Here is a 17454-nt window from a genome sequence, read left to right on the forward strand (position 1 = left end):
GCTTGTGTCCTGAAGCAGCCTCAAATAGCTTCCCTGTGCGGATTAGGGGGCTAACTCAGGAGATTTCGATGGCAGTATTTGCGCGGAGCATCGCTGCGGCGATCCTCCTGTTTTTCATGACGACGGTAGGCTTCGCCGCCAACAAGGTCATCATCATTCTCGACGCTTCCGGCTCGATGTGGGCACAGATCGACGGCAAGCCCAAGCTCGAAATCGCCAGGGAATCGCTGAGGACCGTGCTTCAATCCGTTCCCGCCGACGATGAGATCGGCTTCATGGCCTATGGCCATCGCGAAAAAGGCAGCTGCGACGACATCCAGCTGATCGTGCCGCCTCAGGCAGGCTCGGCAAGCGCCATCACGGATGCCGCCGACAGTTTGAAATTCCTTGGCAAGACGCCGTTGACGGCGGCCGTCAAGCAGGCGGCGGAAGCGCTGAAATACACCGAGGACAAGGCAACCGTCGTCCTGATCACCGATGGGTTGGAAACCTGCGGCGGTGACCCCTGTGCACTGGGCAAGGAACTCAAGGCATCCGGCGTCGATTTCACCGCCGATGTCGTCGGCTTCGGATTGACAGCCGACGAGGGCAAGCAGATCGCTTGCCTGGCCGAAAACACCGGCGGCAAGTACATCCAGGCCTCCGATGAGAAGGCGCTGCAGGAAGCCCTGGTCGAAACCGTCGCTGCCCCGGCGCCGGCACCCGCGCCTGAACCGGCTCCCGCACCGGCGCCTGCCCCCGAGCCTGCCAAGCCGGAATTCAATTTCATGCCGACGGCGGTGCTTGCCGAGGGCGGTGATCCGGTCACCGACGGTAATGCCTGGGAAGTCTACAAGGCAAAGTCCGACGGCACGCGTGGCGACAACGTCACCACCGAATATGGCGCCTACAAAGCCAATCTGGAACCGGGCGATTACGTCATCGTCGCGCGCGACGGCGAGGCCAAGGTGGAGCAGAAGGTCAAGATCGAGGCAGGCCAGGTCGCCAAGCCGCTCTTCACCTTGAATGCCGGCACGCTCATCATTCATCCGCGACCAAGCGCGGGGGCGGATGTTGTCGATGGCGCGGCCGTCGTGATCGACTACCCAGGTGCCGATAATCCCGCGACCTACTATGGGACCACCAAGACCGTGTTGCCGGCCGGCGAGGAGAAAGTGACGGTCACGATCGGCCAGGGCGTGGCTTCCGAGACGATACCGCTCGCTGCCGGCAAGACAGTCGAAAAGGACATCATCGCCGGCGTCGGACATGTCGTTGCCAACGCCTATTATACAGCCGGCGGCGACAAGGCCGACGGTTCGGGCATCGGCTTCAAGGTCGTGAAGGCGAAAAAGAAGATCGACGGAACCCGGGACGAGGTGACCTATGCCTATGGTCCCGACAGCAAGTTCGATCTGCCGCCTGATGACTATGTGTTGATTGCGACGGTCGATCTTGCCGTCGTCGAGCAGCCGTTCAACGTCAAGGTCGGCGAATTTCAGGATGTGAAGGTCGCCATGAATGCCGGCGTGCTGGCGATCACCGCGCCCGGAGCCTCGAAGATTGAGATTTTCGAAACCAAGAAGGACATCAACGGCAACCGCAAGTCGCTTGGCTACGCATACGACCAGAAGTATCAGGCGGCGATACCGGTGGGTGACTACGCCGTCGTCTCGGAGAAATCGGACAACAGCTCGAAGGAAGGCACTGTGACGGTCAAGGCCGGCGAGCGGGCTGAGTTGACGGTGCAATAGGATCGCATGGATAATGTAAAAAGGGCGGCCACGAGCCGCCCTTTTTCATGGATGAGCGGATCACGTCAGGCCGTTCCGAAAGCGCTGGCGCCATGGTCGGCGCGGCCCACCAGCTGCCGGAAGCCGGCGAACAGCTCGCGGCCGAAGCCGAACTCGTTGCCGATGAGATCGGCTTCAGCGGTGCGGCGCAACGCGAACTCGGTCCCCGGCACCAGCACTTCCAGCGTGCCGGCATCGGCGTCGAGACGGATGATGTCGCCTTCATGGATCCGGGCGATCGGCCCGTCCTCGACGGCTTCCGGCGTCACATGGATCGCCGCCGGCACCTTGCCGGAAGCGCCCGACATGCGCCCGTCGGTGACCAGCGCCACGCGCTGGCCGCGATCCTGCAGGATGCCGAGCACTGTGGTCAGTTTGTGCAGTTCCGGCATGCCGTTGGCCTTCGGGCCCTGGAAGCGGATGACGGCGATGAAATCGCCGGTGAGCGTGCCGGCCTTGAACGCGTCGTTCAGGCCCTGCTGGCTGTCGAACACCTTGGCCGGCGCCTCGATGATGCGCCGTTCCGGCTTTACGGCGGAGGTCTTGATGACGGCGTGGCCGAGATTGCCCGCCAGCACCTTCAGGCCGCCGGTCGGCTGGAACGCCTTGTGGAACGGCGCCAGCACCTTTTCGTCGCCGCTGGCCTGCGGCGAGGCCTCGCGCACCACCGAGCCATCGGCGCCGAGCTTGGCCTCGACCGCGTAGGGTCGCAGGCCTTCGCCCCACACCGTCTGCACATCCTCGTGCATGACGCCCTCGTCGAGCAGTTCGCGGATCAGGAAGCCGAGCCCGCCGGCGGCATGGAAATGGTTCACGTCGGCAAGCCCGTTCGGATAGACGCGGGCCAGAAGCGGCACGGCTTCCGACAGGTCGGAAATATCCTGCCAGGTCAGCGCGATGCCGGCCGCGGCTGCCATGGCAATCAGGTGGATGGTGTGGTTGGTCGAGCCGCCGGTGGCATGCAGGCCGACGACGCCGTTGACGATCGACCGCTCGTCGATCATCCGCCCGACCGGCGTATAGGCATTGCCGAGCGCGGTGATGGCCAGTGCCCGCTTCGTCGCCTCGCGGGTCAGCGCATCACGCAACGGCGTGCCGGGATTGACGAAGGAGGCGCCGGGCGTGTGCAGGCCCATGATCTCCATCAGCATCTGGTTGGAATTCGCCGTGCCGTAGAAAGTGCAGGTGCCCGGCCCATGGTAGGACTTGGACTCGGCTTCCAGCAGTTCGGCGCGTCCTGCCTTGCCCTCGGCATAGAGCTGGCGGACCTTGGCCTTCTCGTCGTTGGGCAGCCCGGTCGTCATCGGTCCGGCCGGGATGAACACCGCCGGCAGATGGCCGAAGGTCAGCGCCGCGATCACCAGTCCCGGTACGATCTTGTCGCAGACGCCGAGAAAGACAGCGGCGTCGAACATGTTGTGCGACAGGCCGACCGCCGCCGACATGGCGATCACGTCGCGCGAAAACAGCGACAATTCCATGCCGGGCTGGCCCTGCGTGACGCCATCGCACATCGCCGGCACGCCGCCGGCCACCTGGGCGATGCCGCCGGCTTCGCGCGCGGCCTCCTTGATCAGGGCAGGGAAGGTCTCGAAGGGCTGATGCGCCGACAGCATGTCGTTGTAGGAGGTGATGATGCCGAGATTGGGCACCTTGTCGGCGCCGAGCGCCAGCTTTTCCGAGGGGCTGCACACCGCAAAGCCGTGGGCGAGGTTGCCGCAGGACAGCACCGACCGGTTGGCGGTCTGGTTCGACGCTTCGGCGATACGGCCGAGATAACGTTCGCGGCCCGCCTTCGAACGTTGGCGGATGCGCTCCGTGATGGCTTCGATGTCGCTTCTTGCGGTCATGGCGGTCGGTCCTTTCAGGCGAGGTCCCGGAAACATCCTCCCGCCGTTGCCGGGACCACTAAATCTAAAATCAGGGCGCCCAGAAAACCTCTACGGGCCTGGGAGAGGCGTCGAGCACGGCGCGGATCGGCTTTCGCGGCCCGGGCGCGACCGCGCCGTCGAAGGCGGTGCGCTTGTCCTCGCCCTCTATGTGCAGCGCGATGAAGCCGGCATCGATGATGCGCGCCAGCGTCAGGGTCAGCCGCGGCTCGCCCGCACTGGCCGCGTGGACCGGCAGGATGATCCTGTCCGAGGCTGGGTCGAGCAGCTTGGCCAGATCGTCGGCATCGGGAAAGAACGAGGCGGTGTGGCCGTCCGGCCCCATGCCGAGCACCACGACATCGAGCGGCCACGGCAGGGAGCGCAGTGCGGCATCGTCGGATGCCGCTGCATCCTCGATGCCCGATGCCTCATGGTAGAGCGGCACGAAGCGCGCCGCCTTGGCGGCGTTCTGCAAGAGATTGGCGGCCACCAGCCCGGCATTGGAGCGCGGCGAGGAGGCCGGCACGAAACGCTCGTCGACCAGCGTCACGATCACCTTGTCCCAGGCGATCGGCATCGCCGAAAGGGCGGCAAAGAATTTTGCCGGCGTCGTGCCGCCGGAGACGGCCAGCGCCGCGGCCAGGTGCGGCCGGTCGGGGAAAGCGTTCCAGTTGTAGCTGGCGCCGTTCAATTGCTCTCGTGCCATGTCCGCCCGTCACGTTCGATCAGCGCTATCGAGGCCGACGGCCCCCATGTGCCTGCCGTATAGCCCTGTGCTTCCTGCTTGGCGCCTTCCCAGGCATTCTGGATCGGGTCGATCCATTTCCACGCCGCCTCGACCTCGTCGCGGCGCATGAACAGCGTCTGGTTGCCGCGGATGACGTCCATGATCAGCCTTTCATAGGCATCGGGCGCGCGGCCGTCGAAGGACTGCGCGAAGCTCATGTCGAGCGAGATTTGGCGCAGCCGCATGCCGCCCGGGCCTGGATCCTTGATCATGATGAACTGCTTGACGCCTTCGTCCGGCTGCAGGCGGATGACCAGCTGGTTGGCGAAGATCGGTCCGGCACCGCTGTCACCGAAGATCGAATGCGGGATCGGTTTGAATTCGATGACGATTTCCGAAACCCGGGTCGCCAGCCGCTTGCCGGTCCTGAGGTAGAACGGAACGCCAGCCCAGCGCCAGGTGCCGATCTCGGCCTTGATGGCGACGAAGGTTTCGGTGTTGCTGTCCTTGCCGAGCTCCTCGACATAGCCTTTCACCGGCCCGCCGGCCGATGCACCGGCGCGGTACTGGCCGCGCACCGTGTGCTTCGGCGCCTCGTTGCCGTTGATGCGCTTCAGCGCCCGCAGCACCTTGAGCTTCTCGTCGCGCACGGCGTCGGCGTCCATCGATGACGGCGCCTCCATGGCGACGAGGCAGAGCAGCTGCAGCATGTGGTTCTGCACCATGTCGCGCAGCGCGCCGGCCTTGTCGTAATAGGTGACGCGGTCTTCCAGGCCGACGGTCTCGGCCACGGTGATCTGCACGTGGTCGATATGGGCGGAGTTCCACAGCGGCTCGTAGAGCGCGTTGGCAAAGCGCAGCGCCATCAGGTTCTGCACCGTCTCCTTGCCGAGGTAATGGTCGATGCGGAAGATCTGGCTTTCGTGGAAGTCGTCGCCGACCAGATCGTTGAGCGCCTGCGCCGAGGCAAGGTCGCGGCCGATCGGCTTCTCCAGCACGATGCGCGAATTCGGCGTGATCAGTTTGTGTTCTTTGAGCTTGTGCGAGATATCGCCGAACAGCGCCGGTGCGACGGCCAGATAGAAGGCGCGGATGCTCTCGCTCTCGCCGATCGCCTTCTTGAGCTTGTCAAAGCCGGCGCCATTTGTGGCATCGGCGGAGACATAGGAAAGCCGCGCCAGGAAGGTCTTCAGCTCCTTGGCGTCGATATCGGCCGGCTTGACGTGGTCGGAGATCGCCTGGCTGGCGAAGGCGCGGAATTCATCGTCGCTCATTTTCGAGCGCGATGTGCCGATGATGCGTGTCGGCTCGGAGAATTGATGGTCGCGCTGGCGATAATAGAGCGACGGCAGAAGCTTGCGTTCCGACAGGTCGCCGGTGCCGCCGAAAATGATGAAGTCGAAAGGGTCGACGGGAATGATCTGGCTGGTCATGGTCTGTCCGCTTTGACGCCGGTCGCGAGTACGCGGCTGATATATTCTAATCGATTTAAATTTTCCAGTGCCATGGTGTCACATCGAGGACCAATCGCTGGATATTGATTGGGTCCACATGTGCGCTTGACACTGGCGCTTGCCGGAGGCTTGTCGGTGAACGAAGACTCCGGAAGCTTTCGCAGTTGCAGCATAGAACGTGAATGTGACGAAAGCTAAGGGAGAAATGGCGCCTTGTCTGTCGCGGCATGGGCCGCGCCGGTCAGCCGCCTTATGGTTCCAGGAAGACATCGATGAGCGGGAAAAGCATGCGTCTGGAAAACAAGGTCGCCATCATTACCGGCGCGGCATCCGGCTTCGGCGAAGGCATGGCCAAGCGCTTCGCGCAGGAAGGCGCCAGGGTCGTTGTCGCCGACCTCAACGCCAAGGGGGCGGAGCGCGTCGCCGGCGAGATAGGCGAGGCGGCGATCTGGACGCAGACCGATGTCTCGCTGCGCTCCGAATTCGACGAGATGGTCTATGCCGCCAAGAGCGCCTTCGGCCGCATCGACATCATGGTCAACAATGCCGGTTACACCCACCGCAACGGCGACATGCTGAAGATCGACGAGGAAACCTTCGACCTGATCACCGCTGTCAACATGAAGGCGATCTATCACGCGGCTCTTGCCGTGGTGCCGATCATGGAGCGGCAAGGTGGCGGCGTCATCCTGACCACGGCCTCCACCGCTGGCCTCAGGCCACGGCCCGGCCTCACCTGGTACAATGCCTCGAAAGGTTGGGCGATCACCGCCACCAAATCGATGGCGGTGGAACTCGCGCCGAAGAACATTCGCGTCAATTGCCTCTGCCCGGTCGCCGGCGAAACTGGCATGCTGGAGAAATTCATGGGCGCCGACACGCCCGAGATTCGCCAGACTTTCCGCGCCTCGATCCCGCTCGGCCGGCTTTCGACCCCACTCGATATCGCCAATGCCGCACTCTGGCTGGCATCGGACGAAGCCGCCTTCATCACCGGCGTGGCGCTGGAGGTCGATGGCGGCCGTTGCATCTGAAGCGCATCGTCATCGTGGCGCCGGTCGGTTCGACAGTGCCCGCGACTTCGAGTTTGACTTGTACCGGCAACGTACGGCCTCAGCCGCAAATGCGCCGGTACATCAGCCGCCGGTCTTGATGTAGCTCTTGTAGACCCAGCCTGTCTTGCCGTTGTAGACGATCTGACACCATTGCTTGCAGTTCATCACCTGCACCGAGGTTCTTGCCGGCACGGTGACGATGGCGGCTGCGTTCTTCTTCGGGCCGCTGCGCATGGTCACCGGTCTCAGGATTCGCCCGTTGCCGGCCGCCGCCACCTTTTGTGGCTTGGCCTTGGCCTTGCTGCCATCATCACTCGCCGTCGGCTGCTGTTCGGGCGCCTGTGGCTGCACTTCAGGGATCGCGGCGGTCTTGGCTCCATCCGGATTGCTGCTTGCCGCTGGTGCGGGCGCGGCAACCTTGGCAAGTTCGCTGGCGGCATCGGTATCGGTCGCCGGTGGCGCGAATGCCGCCGCGACAGCCGGCTTGACTGGCGTCGGCTTAGCCTGATTGGCCCCCTGTCTGGGGGCGGCCGCCTGATCGGGTGCCGCCGAAGCGGCCTTCGGCTGCGCTCCCGTCCAGCGGGGATCATTGGCCGCCAGTGCTTGTATGTTTGCTTTCGCCGCCGCCATCGTCGGCGAGACCTGATCGGACTTGCGGGCGGGCTGCGGCACGGTCGCCGCGGCCACCGTGGTTCCGGCGGGGACGATCTTCGTCGTTTTCACCGGAATGGCCGGAATACTCTGTTCCTGGCTGGCGGCTGCCTGCCGCTCGCTCGTCGGCAATGCCAGCCAGAGCGCCACCGCGGCCACGCCGAGCAGCGCGGCGGTGCCCACCGCGGCAATCACCAGATGCGAGTTCGAACGGACTCCCTGCCAGAAGGACGGCCGCATGTCGTATCCAAACTGCATGGCAAAGCGCCGACGTTCCGGAGCACCGAAACTGAAGGGCTCTCTCACTCTCGCCACCTCCATAAGCGGGCCGATGTTCTTTCGATCATTGCCGCAAGTCCGGCGTCTGATCGGCATCGGTCCCAAAAATCAACACGGGCAAGCCCGCAGCAATCCCCGAATAGTCGCCCAGAAGCGCGAACCTTTCGCCCCCGATTGTGGCATCAGTACGCCATTATAAAGGATTCTGCGCCTTTGCCGCCATTTCCGCAATGTGTCGCAAGGGCAATGAATATTACAATATTACATCAGATCGTGATGGCGATTGGACCGAGCACGAGGCGCGTCGCGTCGAACCGGGTCCATGCGACTCACTTCAGGCCTGTATGGTTTCCCTAACCGGGGGGCGCTTTTGGCCAATATTCCCCTAGATCCGGTCGCGCAGCGCGAACCAGTTGAGCGCCAGGAAAAGCAGCGGGGTGCGGAAACGGCGGCCGCCGGGAAATGGCGGAATTTTCAGATCCTCGATCAGTTTCAGCCGGTCGAGATTGCCGGCGACGGTCTCGGCATAGAGCTTGCCGAAGAAGTTCGACAGCATGACACCGTGGCCGGAATAGCCGCCGGCCGAGATCACATTGGGCATCACTTCGCGCACGAATGGTTTCCTCGACACGGTGATGCCGACATAGCCGCCCCAGCCATGGGTGATCTCGATATCTTTCAGCGCCGGATAGAGCTCTACGATCTGGCGGCGAATGTGGATGTGGATATCCTTCGGGTCGTTGACGCCATAGACCTCGCGTCCGCCGAACAGCAACCGGCCGTCCCTGGATTTGCGGAAATAGCGCACCACGAAGCGCGAATCATCGACGGACTCACCGCCGGGCAGCACTTTCGAATCCGCCCCCAAAGGCACGGTCGCACCGATGAAGGAGCCGATCGGCATGATGTGCGCGGCACTCACCGGTTCGAGCGTGCCGCCATAGGCGTTGACCGCGATCAGGCATTTCTGCGCCGTCACGGTACCTCTTGGCGTGGAAACCCTGACCTTGCCGCCAGCGGAAACGATGCTGGTCGACGGCGTCCCTTCGAACAGCCGCGCGCCGGCCTGCGCAGCCACCCGCGCCGTGCCGATCACCAGCTTCATCGGATGGATATGGCCGGTGCCGGTGTCGCGCGTGCCGCCGAAATAGGCGGTCGAGCCGAGCCGCTCCGCCGTCTCCTTCGCATCCATGAAGGAGATGTACGGATAGGAGAAACGACCGGCCATGATCTCGGCATGCGCCTTGTAGTCGTCGACATGGCGCGGCTTGTGCGCCACCGAGAGCTGGCCCGGCATGTAGTCGATATCAATCTGGTTGGCGGCGGCGAATTCGATGAGATGCGCCTTCGCCTCTTCGGCGAGATCGAACAGCGCCTTGGCGCGGGACAGGCCGTATTCGGCCTCCAGATCTTCTGCCCAGGCGCGCTGGCCGGTGCCGAGCTGGCCGCCGTTGCGGCCCGATGCGCCGTCACCGAAGCGATACGATTCGATGAGCACCACATCTGCTCCGGCCTTCGCCAGGTGAACCGCCGCTGACAGGCCTGTGAACCCGCCACCGACAACGACGACATCGCATTTTCGGTCGCCGTCGAGCGCTGGATACTCAGGCCGAGGCCCGGCCGTGTCCTCATACCAGGAGCGGCCGGGAGAAATGGGGGATTGGTAAGACATGGGAACGCCAAAGAATGGTGAATAGCGAATGGCTGTGAGAGACCGCAACCGTCTGCGCTCATCCATCCAGTATGAAGCTACTCACCATTCACTATTCACCATTCAAGCGTCGCCGCTCATACGTTGAGCAGAAGATACTCCCGCTCCCACGGGCTGATCACTTCCATGAAGGTCTCGAATTCCGCCCGCTTGATCGCCGCATAGGTGGCGGCGAAGGATTTGCCCAGCAGCGCGCAGAGTTCCTCGTCGCCCTCGAACAGGTCGACGGCTTCGAGCAGGCTGCGCGGCAGGTCGATCTCGTCCGCATTGGCGGTCGTCAGCACCGGCGGCTCGGCCTTGACCTTCCTGGTGATGCCGATCAGCCCGCAGGCAAGCGAAGCCGCCAGCGCCAGGTAGGGATTGGCATCGGAGGACGGGATACGGTTTTCGACTCGCCGCGCCGCCGGATCCGAACGCGGCACGCGGAACGCCGTGGTGCGGTTGTCATAGCCCCATTTGTTGTTGACCGGAGCCGAGGCCGCCTGCGTCAGCCGCCGGTAGGAATTGACATAGGGCGCGAACATCACCAGCGCGTTCGGCACGTGTTTCTGCATGCCGCCGATGAAATGGAAGAACGCCTCGGTCTCCGAGCCGTCCTCGGCCGAAAAAATGTTCTTGCCGGTCTTCTTGTCGATGATCGACTGGTGGATATGCATGGCCGAACCCGGCTGGCCCTGGATCGGCTTGGCCATGAAGGTGGCGTAGATCTCGTGCTTGAGCGCGGCTTCACGGATGGTGCGCTTGAACATGAACACCTGGTCGGCGAGCTCGATCGGGTCGCCGTGGCGCAGATTGATCTCGAGCTGGCCGGCGCCCTCTTCATGGATGAGCGTGTCGATTTCCAGGCCCTGGCTTTCGGAGAAGTGGTAGATGTCGTCGATCAGTTCGTCGAACTCGTTGACGCCGGCGATCGAATAGCCGGCGCCGCCGCCGATCGCACGGCCCGAGCGGCCGACGGGCGGGGTGAGCGGATAGTCCGGGTCCGGATTCTTGCGCACCAGGTAGAACTCGATCTCGGGCGCCACCACCGGCCTCAGCCCGAGCTTGTCATAGGCGGCAAGCACGCGCTTCAGCACATTGCGCGGCGTGAATTCGACCGAGCGGCCGTCCTGGTGGACGAGGTCGCATATGACGGCGGCCGTCGGGTCTTCTTCCCAGGGCACCACTGTCAGCGTCGACAGGTCCGGCATCAGCTTGAGGTCGCCGTCGTCCTCAGGATAGTGGAAGCCGTTGCCGTCTTCAGGATAGCCGCCGGAAATCGTCGTCATGAAAACGGCCGAAGGCAGCGCCAGCGAGGTGTTGGAGGTGAATTTCTTCGACGGCATCATCTTGCCGCGGGCCACGCCCGCCTGATCAGGCGTGATGCATTCGATGTCCTCGATGCCGCGCCATTCCAGCCACTCGCTGACTTCCTTCCAGTTCTTCACACCACGCAGGTTTTTCACGAAGGCAGGCGTACGCGCTCGTCCTCCGCGGCTCGACGGACGGACTTCCTTTTTTGCAGGCGGCATCATTCACCAGATTGGGTTGCGGATTTCGGAGTATAGCCGTGCCCCACTGTTTAAGGGAAGGGGAGGTGCTGCCGGCATTCCTCGTGCCGGTTGAAAATCACGTCGGCCGGCCTAGGTTCGTACGGCTCGCAACCCGGAAGGCATCGATGCGAAACAACGACGAACTGACGACCATTGGCTTCGACGCAGACGACACGCTTTGGCAGAACGAACAGTTCTTCCGCATGACGGAGAAGCGTTTCGCCGCCATGCTTGCCGATCATGGCGAGGAGAACCAGATTTCGGCGCGATTGCTCGAGGCCGAGCGGCGCAACCTTGCCGTCTATGGCTTCGGCATCAAGGGGTTTACCCTGTCGATGATCGAAACGGCGATCGAGGTCACCGACGGGCGCGTACCGGCTTCGGTCATAGCGCAGATCCTCGAGGCTGGCCGCGAGATGCTGAGCCACCCGATCGAGGTCTTGCCGCATGTTCGCGAGACGGTGGAGAAACTTGCCGGCGCGTACCGCCTCGTGCTGATCACCAAGGGCGACCTCTTCGACCAGGAGCGCAAGCTGGCCGGGTCCGGCCTCGGCGACCTGTTCGACGCGGTCGAGATCGTCAGCGACAAGAATGCCGCGACCTATTCCCGCCTTTTCAGCCGCCACGGTGACGGTCCGGCAAAGAGCATGATGGTCGGCAATTCGCTGAAGTCGGACGTGGTGCCGGCCATCGAGGCAGGCGGCTGGGGTGTTCATGTGCCGCACGAACTCACCTGGGTGCTCGAGCATGTCGAGGCGCCGCTCGCCGAGCCGCGGTTTCGCCAGATATCGGACCTCGGGCAATTGCCCGAACTGGTCCAAACCATCACCGGAGGGAGTTGATCGCGCTTTGCACGTCGCCCAAAAGTGACCTCGGTTTTGGGAGAACGACATGCATGGAACAATGACCTGAAGCGCGTCAGGCGACGCCCTTAGCGGCTTATCAGGCGATCGATCACCGGTTGCAGCCGTTCAGGCGTGATCGGCTTGGCGACCACGACGTCAATCAAATTCGACAGGCCCAGGCTCTCCGGCGTACCGGTCTTGGTTGAAAGCAGGATCACGGGAGGAAACGATTTTCCCGAAGCCCGTCGCAACGTTTCGATGCCGGACATCAGGGTGTCGCAGTCCTTGTTGTCCGCGCCGCCATCCAGAACGATCACGCCTGGCACCAGTGTTCGCAAGGTCTTCGCCGCCATGTCGGGCGATTCCGAGATTGGCTTGAGCCCGGATCGCTCGACGATCTTCGACACCACCACGCGATTGATCGGCGATTTCCCGACAACAAGCACTTGCGAGGGACCGCGGATCGTCTCGGTGCTTGAATCCTGGGTCACCAGATTCGGATGTTTTGTGGTCTCGCCCTTGTTAGTCACTGGGCACCCAGGTCGGCCAAGAAACTCGCCCCTATTTCAATGCAGAGTTGAATCTGGTCGACAATTGGCGTGAGATCGCACCCCATGTCAAGTTGAAATAAAAGGCTTCCGAAAACGCCTCCTGCGACAGTGGAGTCAAGCAACAGTACTGTACTGCCCTGTCCACGGATCGGTTGCATAAAAATATAATTCACCTGCGCATACACTGCGCAGGTGAAGGGCCGGTTGCAACGATTTCCGGTCAGCCATGGCTCTGCTGTGTGACGATCACCGGGATCAGCAGGTCGCCCCAATTGCCGTCGCCGCCATGGTGCCTCGCCGAGCGCACCAGCTCCACCGAGACGCCGGCCTCGACTGCCTTCATCACCGACTGGTTGAGCCTGTGCAGATCGTTGGCCAGCATGCGGATTGTTGCCTGCTGGTCGACGCTCATCGTGGTCGATTGTTCTTCTGCCCGTTCCTTGACGCGGCTTATCGATGCCATTGGTCTTCTCCTGTGTCTGAAGCCCTGTTGGGCGTTTCCCCGGTGTTTCTGATCCGCTATTCGGCGGCCGGCCTGAACTGTGCGTGCTCGGTCGATTCATGCATGGCGGTGGTTGACGATTTGCCGCCGGTGATTGCCATCGACACGGCGTCGAAATAGCCGGTGCCGACCTCGCGCTGATGCTTGGTCGCGGTGTAGCCATTGGCTTCCGCCGCGAATTCGGCTTCCTGCAACTCGGAATAGGCCGCCATCTGCCGTTCCTTGTAGCCACGCGCCAGTTCGAACATGCCATAGTTGAGCTGGTGGAAGCCGGCGAGCGTGATGAACTGGAACTTGTAGCCCATGGCGCCGAGTTCCCTCTGGAATTTGGCGATCGTCGCGTCGTCGAGATTCTTCTTCCAGTTGAACGAGGGCGAGCAATTGTAGGCGAGCAGCTTGCCCGGATGGTGCTTGCGCACGCCCTCGGCGAATTTTTTGGCCTGTACGAGGTCCGGCTTCGAGGTCTCGCACCAGATCAGGTCCGCGTGAGGCGCATAGGCGACGGCCCGCGCGATGCAGGGCTCGATACCGTTCCTGACATGGTAGAAGCCTTCCACCGTGCGTCCGGCATCGTAGTCGACGAAGGGCTGGTCGCGCTCGTCGATGTCGGATGTCAGAAGCTTCGCGGCTTCGGCGTCGGTGCGTGCCACGACCAGGGTCGGCGTGCCCATCACATCCGCGGCCAGGCGCGCGGCGTTGAGGTTGCGGATATGCGCGGCAGTCGGGATCAGCACCTTGCCGCCGAGATGGCCGCACTTCTTTTCCGACGCCAGCTGGTCCTCGTAGTGGACGCCGGCGGCGCCCGCCTCGATGAACGCCTTCATGATCTCGAAGGCGTTGAGCGGCCCGCCGCAGCCGGCTTCGGCGTCGGCGAAGGGCTGGTCGCGCTCGTCGATGTCGGATGTCAGAAGCTTCGCGGCTTCGGCGTCGGCGACAATGGGCGCGAACCAGGTCTCGACCGAAAGCCCGTTGCCCTCCGAGGTCTCGATCTGGTCGGCACGCTGCAGCGTGCGGTTGATGCGCTTGACCAGCTCCGGCGCGGCATTGGCCGGATAGAGCGACTGGTCGGGATACATCGCCGAGGCGGTGTTGGCGTCGGCGGCGACCTGCCAGCCCGACAAATAGATCGCCTTCAGTCCGGCGCGGACCTGCTGCATCGCCTGGTTGCCGGACATGGCGCCGAGCGCGTTGACGAAATCCTCCTCGTGGATGAGCTTCCACAGCCGGTTGGCACCCATTTCGGCGAGACTCTGGCGGATCTGCACCGAGCCGCGCAGCCGCTTCACGTCCTCCGGCGAATAGGGACGTTCGATACCGTCGAAGCGACCTTCCGGCGCCGAGGGAACGAGATTGTAAAAATCGGTCATGAGTCACTCCGAAGGATTGCTGGACTTTGTTCACGCGCCGATCTTCTGGCACATCTGGATGTGACCGAATTTACATTGCGGCGCGAAATCAGCCAGAAAAATCAGGCTATGTGGCCGAGAATTAGGGAAAACCTGTGTTGTGTTTGACAGGGGGGTGATGTAAATCTGTCATAATTGTAAAAACTCACCGGCAATGGGATTGCCGCGAACGTCGTGTAAATTCCTGTCAAGGGCAGTCGATGGCTGAGCAGAAGATTTTCGCCGGGCCGCGCATCCGCCGCATCCGCAACGCCAAGGGCGTGACCCAGACGGCGATGGCCGAGGGGCTCGGCATTTCGCCGTCCTACCTCAACCTGATCGAGCGCAACCAGCGGCCGCTGACGGTGCAGCTGATCCTCAAGCTGGCATCCGTCTACAAGGTCGACCCGCATGAGCTGCAGGGCGAGGCGAGGGGATCGGTCGCGGCCTTGAAGGAGGTGTTCACCGATCCGCTGCTGGTCGGCGAATTGCCGGGAGACCAGGAGTTGATCGAACTTGCCGAGGCGGCGCCCAATGCGTCCGCGGCGGTGATAAAACTGTTTCGTGCCTATCGCGAGCAGGCCGATCGGCTGTCAGACCTCAACGAACTCCTGGCGCGCGAGGGGCGGGCGACCGCGCTGTCCGGCGCTCGCCTGCCGATCGACGAGGTGCATGAGACCTTCGAGCGGCGGCCAAACCATTTTACGGCACTTGAGGAAGAAGCCGAGGCGTTCACCGCGGTGCTCGATCCCGGCGACGATCTGTTCGGTGCGTTGAAGGCATGGCTGAAGCGCGAATACGGCATCGTGGTCAAGGTGCTGCCGGTCGCCACCATGCCGAACTGGCGCCGCCGCTATGACCGCCATTCGCAGCGCCTGTTCCTGTCCGAGCGCCTGTCACCGTTCGACCAACTGCGCGAGGTGGCGATGGAGGCCTGCCTGATCCGCATGACGGTCGCGGTCGCCGGCGAGATCCAGGCGCTCAAGCTGACCACGGACGAGGCCCGCCGCCTCGCCCGTTTCGAGCTCGGCCGCTATGCCGCGCATGCGCTGATGATGCCCTACCAGACCTTTCATGCCGCCGCCGTCCGCGCCCGCTACGACATCGACGTCCTGCGTTCGCGCTTCGGCGTCTCCTTCGAGCAGGCGGCGAACCGGCTGACCATGCTGCAGCGGCAGCGCGCACTCGGAGTGCCGTTCTTCATGCTGGAGGTCGACAATGCGGGAAACCGCTTTCGCAGGGCCGGCAGCCAGGGCTTTCCGCACAGCCGCTTCGGTGGCGGTTGCCCCAAGCTGCCCGTCCATGCCGCCTTCACCCAGCCGGGCCAGGTTTTCGTCGAAGCGGTGGAAATGCCTGACGGCGCCGAGTTCCTGTGCATCGCCCGCACGCTTGAGGGGCCGCAGGGCGCGTTCGCGGAGCGTCCGCGCCGCACAGCACTGCTGCTCGGTTGCGAGATCGGCTTTCGCGACGACATCGTCTATGGCGCGGCACTGCCCGGCGCCGCGGTCGGCGCAAGGGCTGGACAAGGCGCCGTCGCGGTCGCGGCGACGCCGGTCGGACCCGCCTGCCGGCTTTGCGAGCGCGTCGGCTGTCTGGCGCGGGCCGAACCGCCGGTGACGCGTCCGCTTGGCCTCGACGAGATGGTGACGGGCCTGAGCGCCTTCGACTTCCAGTAATGCGGCAGCAGCAGTAAAGGTGCCACAATCGTCGCCGGTTTCTGGATCACTCGCGGCGTAGCTCTTTGCGTTACGCGAACAGAGCAGTTTTTTGTCGCCCCTTGCGCATCGCCCCGTCCACAAAAGCTCGACAGTCGCGGCCATGACAGACGCAGCATCATCGCCGGGCCTTGTTGCATCGACTTCCTCGCCGCGCGAGGAACGTGTCGGCATGCTTCTGGTCTTCCTGTCGGCGCTGATGTGGAGTTTCGGCGGCACCATCGCCCGCTTCATCACTGTCGGCGACAGCTGGACGGTTATTTTCTGGCGCTCCGTCTGGGCCGCCGCCTTCCTGCTCTCTTTTATGACCTGGCGTGACGGCTGGCGCGGCATGCTGAAATCGTTTCGCGACATGGGACTGCCTGGCCTTGCCGTCGGGTTCTGTTTCGCCATCGCATCGACCGCCTTCGTCGTGGCACTCGCCTACACCACCGTCGCCAACATCCTCTTGATGCAGGCCGGCGTGCCGCTTCTGGCGGCGCTGTTGGCCTGGGCCTTGTTTCGCGAACGTGTCAGTGCCGTGACCTGGGTGGCGATTGCCGCCGTCATTGCCGGCGTTGCCATCATGGTGTCTGAATCGCTTGATGGCGCCGTCTCGCCCATAGGCGACGGGCTGGCGCTGCTGATCGCTTTGATGTTCTCGGTCGCCACCGTCATCACAAGGCGGTTCGCCAGCGTGCGCATGACGCCGGCGACCTGTCTCGGCACGATCCTGGCCGCGGGCTTTGCCGCCTCGCAGGCGTCTACCTTCACAGTGTCAGCCGCCGACATGGGCTTTCTCTTCGCCTTCGGCGTGGTCAATCTCGGCATTGGTCTTGCCTTCTTTGCCACCGGCGCGCGATTGATCCCGGCGGCCATCGCGGCACTGCTCGGCACCTTCGAGCCGATCCTTGGGCCGATATGGGTCTGGCTCATCCATTCCGAGGTGCCGTCCGGGCGCACCATCATCGGCGGCGCCGTGGTGGTCACCGCGCTGCTCGTCCATATCGGGCTCGAGTTCAAGCGCCAGGCACGGCCCGAGCGCGCGGGGGTCACCGGGGTGCCGTCGCCTAATTGATGCGGCGTGCAGCTTTGCCATTGACAAATTCGCTGCCGCGCGGGCAGGCTGAGACTACGGCAACAACAAGACAGGCGTATCTTGCCAAGTCTCCCTGCCGGTCAGATTGAGACCGGACCACATCGTCGTATCTCTGCCCGCGCCACGGCGAAAGCCTTTGACGGCATCGGCACGCCACCCGGGCCGCTGCAGAGACACAGAGCCATCACCTGCCGCTCATCGAACCGCCTGCATGGTGTCGGCGGTTCGCGCTTGTCGCTTTCTGGAAAGCTCAATAGTCTGAAACAAATGCCCGGTCGCGCGGGTTCGCGACGAGCCGGCGAAGGAACACTCACCAAAGGAGAATA

General features: G+C 63.3%; 14 protein-coding genes. 5 read left to right on the plus strand and 9 right to left on the minus strand.

What is annotated here, in order from left to right:
• Window positions 1-68 precede the first annotated feature (68 nt).
• On the plus strand, window positions 69-1733 hold the full coding sequence (locus FJV80_RS21020) for a VWA domain-containing protein (RefSeq protein WP_142877314.1): 1665 nt from the start codon (window positions 69-71) through the stop codon (window positions 1731-1733).
• 65 nt (window positions 1734-1798) lie between these two features.
• On the opposite strand, the gene edd is transcribed toward FJV80_RS21020, so the two are convergent.
• From edd to zwf, 3 genes are all read right to left on the minus strand, one after another.
• Window positions 1799-3622, minus strand: coding sequence for a phosphogluconate dehydratase (gene edd / locus FJV80_RS21025; RefSeq protein ID WP_142877315.1), 1824 nt, complete (start codon window positions 3620-3622; stop codon window positions 1799-1801).
• A 70-nt stretch (window positions 3623-3692) separates the two neighbouring features.
• A complete protein-coding gene (gene pgl / locus FJV80_RS21030; protein ID WP_142877316.1) occupies window positions 3693-4349 on the minus strand; it encodes a 6-phosphogluconolactonase in 657 nt (218 codons plus the stop codon).
• Complete coding sequence (gene zwf / locus FJV80_RS21035) at window positions 4331-5803, minus strand: glucose-6-phosphate dehydrogenase (RefSeq protein WP_095790171.1); 1473 nt, start codon at window positions 5801-5803, stop codon at window positions 4331-4333. Before zwf ends, pgl begins: the two co-directional genes overlap by 19 nt.
• 308 nt (window positions 5804-6111) lie before the next feature.
• Here zwf and FJV80_RS21040 point away from each other — a divergent pair, with 308 nt between their 5' ends.
• Window positions 6112-6858, plus strand: coding sequence for an SDR family oxidoreductase (locus FJV80_RS21040; RefSeq protein ID WP_095775486.1), 747 nt, complete (start codon window positions 6112-6114; stop codon window positions 6856-6858).
• Between the two features lie 102 nt (window positions 6859-6960).
• Here FJV80_RS21040 and FJV80_RS21045 read toward each other — a convergent pair whose 3' ends face one another.
• From FJV80_RS21045 to FJV80_RS21055, 3 genes are all read right to left on the minus strand, one after another.
• Window positions 6961-7836 (minus strand): SH3 domain-containing protein, encoded by an 876-nt coding sequence (locus tag FJV80_RS21045; protein WP_185975244.1) that lies wholly within the window; start codon window positions 7834-7836, stop codon window positions 6961-6963.
• A 358-nt stretch (window positions 7837-8194) separates the two neighbouring features.
• On the minus strand, window positions 8195-9481 hold the full coding sequence (locus FJV80_RS21050; RefSeq protein ID WP_142877318.1) for an FAD-binding oxidoreductase: 1287 nt from the start codon (window positions 9479-9481) through the stop codon (window positions 8195-8197).
• Window positions 9482-9597: 116 nt separating this feature from the next.
• Complete coding sequence (locus FJV80_RS21055; RefSeq protein WP_179296552.1) at window positions 9598-11034, minus strand: glutamine synthetase family protein; 1437 nt, start codon at window positions 11032-11034, stop codon at window positions 9598-9600.
• Window positions 11035-11177: 143 nt separating this feature from the next.
• Here FJV80_RS21055 and FJV80_RS21060 point away from each other — a divergent pair, with 143 nt between their 5' ends.
• Window positions 11178-11894 carry an HAD family hydrolase gene (locus FJV80_RS21060; protein ID WP_095793643.1) on the plus strand — a complete coding sequence of 239 codons (717 nt, stop codon included), beginning with the start codon at window positions 11178-11180 and terminating at the stop codon, window positions 11892-11894.
• An 89-nt stretch (window positions 11895-11983) separates the two neighbouring features.
• On the opposite strand, the gene FJV80_RS21065 is transcribed toward FJV80_RS21060, so the two are convergent.
• From FJV80_RS21065 to FJV80_RS21075, 3 genes are all read right to left on the minus strand, one after another.
• A complete protein-coding gene (locus FJV80_RS21065; protein WP_095775490.1) occupies window positions 11984-12427 on the minus strand; it encodes a response regulator in 444 nt (147 codons plus the stop codon).
• Between the two features lie 241 nt (window positions 12428-12668).
• A complete protein-coding gene (locus FJV80_RS21070; protein WP_006202762.1) occupies window positions 12669-12911 on the minus strand; it encodes a hypothetical protein in 243 nt (80 codons plus the stop codon).
• Window positions 12912-12967: 56 nt separating this feature from the next.
• Window positions 12968-14317 carry an isocitrate lyase gene (locus FJV80_RS21075; protein WP_142877319.1) on the minus strand — a complete coding sequence of 450 codons (1350 nt, stop codon included), beginning with the start codon at window positions 14315-14317 and terminating at the stop codon, window positions 12968-12970.
• A gap of 239 nt (window positions 14318-14556) precedes the next feature.
• On the opposite strand from FJV80_RS21075, the gene FJV80_RS21080 reads away from it, so the two are divergent.
• Window positions 14557-16011 carry an XRE family transcriptional regulator gene (locus tag FJV80_RS21080; RefSeq protein WP_142877320.1) on the plus strand — a complete coding sequence of 485 codons (1455 nt, stop codon included), beginning with the start codon at window positions 14557-14559 and terminating at the stop codon, window positions 16009-16011.
• Window positions 16012-16153: 142 nt separating this feature from the next.
• On the plus strand, window positions 16154-17107 hold the full coding sequence (locus tag FJV80_RS21085; protein ID WP_142877321.1) for a DMT family transporter: 954 nt from the start codon (window positions 16154-16156) through the stop codon (window positions 17105-17107).
• Window positions 17108-17454: the final 347 nt, after the last annotated feature.

The sequence above is a fragment of the Mesorhizobium sp. WSM4310 genome, assembly GCF_007003935.1.
Classification (GTDB): Bacteria; Pseudomonadota; Alphaproteobacteria; order Rhizobiales; family Rhizobiaceae; genus Mesorhizobium.

Coding starts and splice junctions, on each gene's coding strand:
- edd (WP_142877315.1), bottom strand. CDS start 3,622: ATGACCGCAAGAAGCGACATCGAAGCCATCACGGAGCGCATCCGCCAA.
- FJV80_RS21020 (WP_142877314.1), top strand. CDS start 69: ATGGCAGTATTTGCGCGGAGCATCGCTGCGGCGATCCTCCTGTTTTTC.
- FJV80_RS21075 (WP_142877319.1), bottom strand. CDS start 14,317: ATGACCGATTTTTACAATCTCGTTCCCTCGGCGCCGGAAGGTCGCTTC.
- FJV80_RS21060 (WP_095793643.1), top strand. CDS start 11,178: ATGCGAAACAACGACGAACTGACGACCATTGGCTTCGACGCAGACGAC.
- FJV80_RS21055 (WP_179296552.1), bottom strand. CDS start 11,034: ATGATGCCGCCTGCAAAAAAGGAAGTCCGTCCGTCGAGCCGCGGAGGA.
- pgl (WP_142877316.1), bottom strand. CDS start 4,349: ATGGCACGAGAGCAATTGAACGGCGCCAGCTACAACTGGAACGCTTTC.
- FJV80_RS21080 (WP_142877320.1), top strand. CDS start 14,557: ATGGCTGAGCAGAAGATTTTCGCCGGGCCGCGCATCCGCCGCATCCGC.
- FJV80_RS21070 (WP_006202762.1), bottom strand. CDS start 12,911: ATGGCATCGATAAGCCGCGTCAAGGAACGGGCAGAAGAACAATCGACC.
- FJV80_RS21085 (WP_142877321.1), top strand. CDS start 16,154: ATGACAGACGCAGCATCATCGCCGGGCCTTGTTGCATCGACTTCCTCG.
- FJV80_RS21050 (WP_142877318.1), bottom strand. CDS start 9,481: ATGTCTTACCAATCCCCCATTTCTCCCGGCCGCTCCTGGTATGAGGAC.
- FJV80_RS21040 (WP_095775486.1), top strand. CDS start 6,112: ATGCGTCTGGAAAACAAGGTCGCCATCATTACCGGCGCGGCATCCGGC.
- zwf (WP_095790171.1), bottom strand. CDS start 5,803: ATGACCAGCCAGATCATTCCCGTCGACCCTTTCGACTTCATCATTTTC.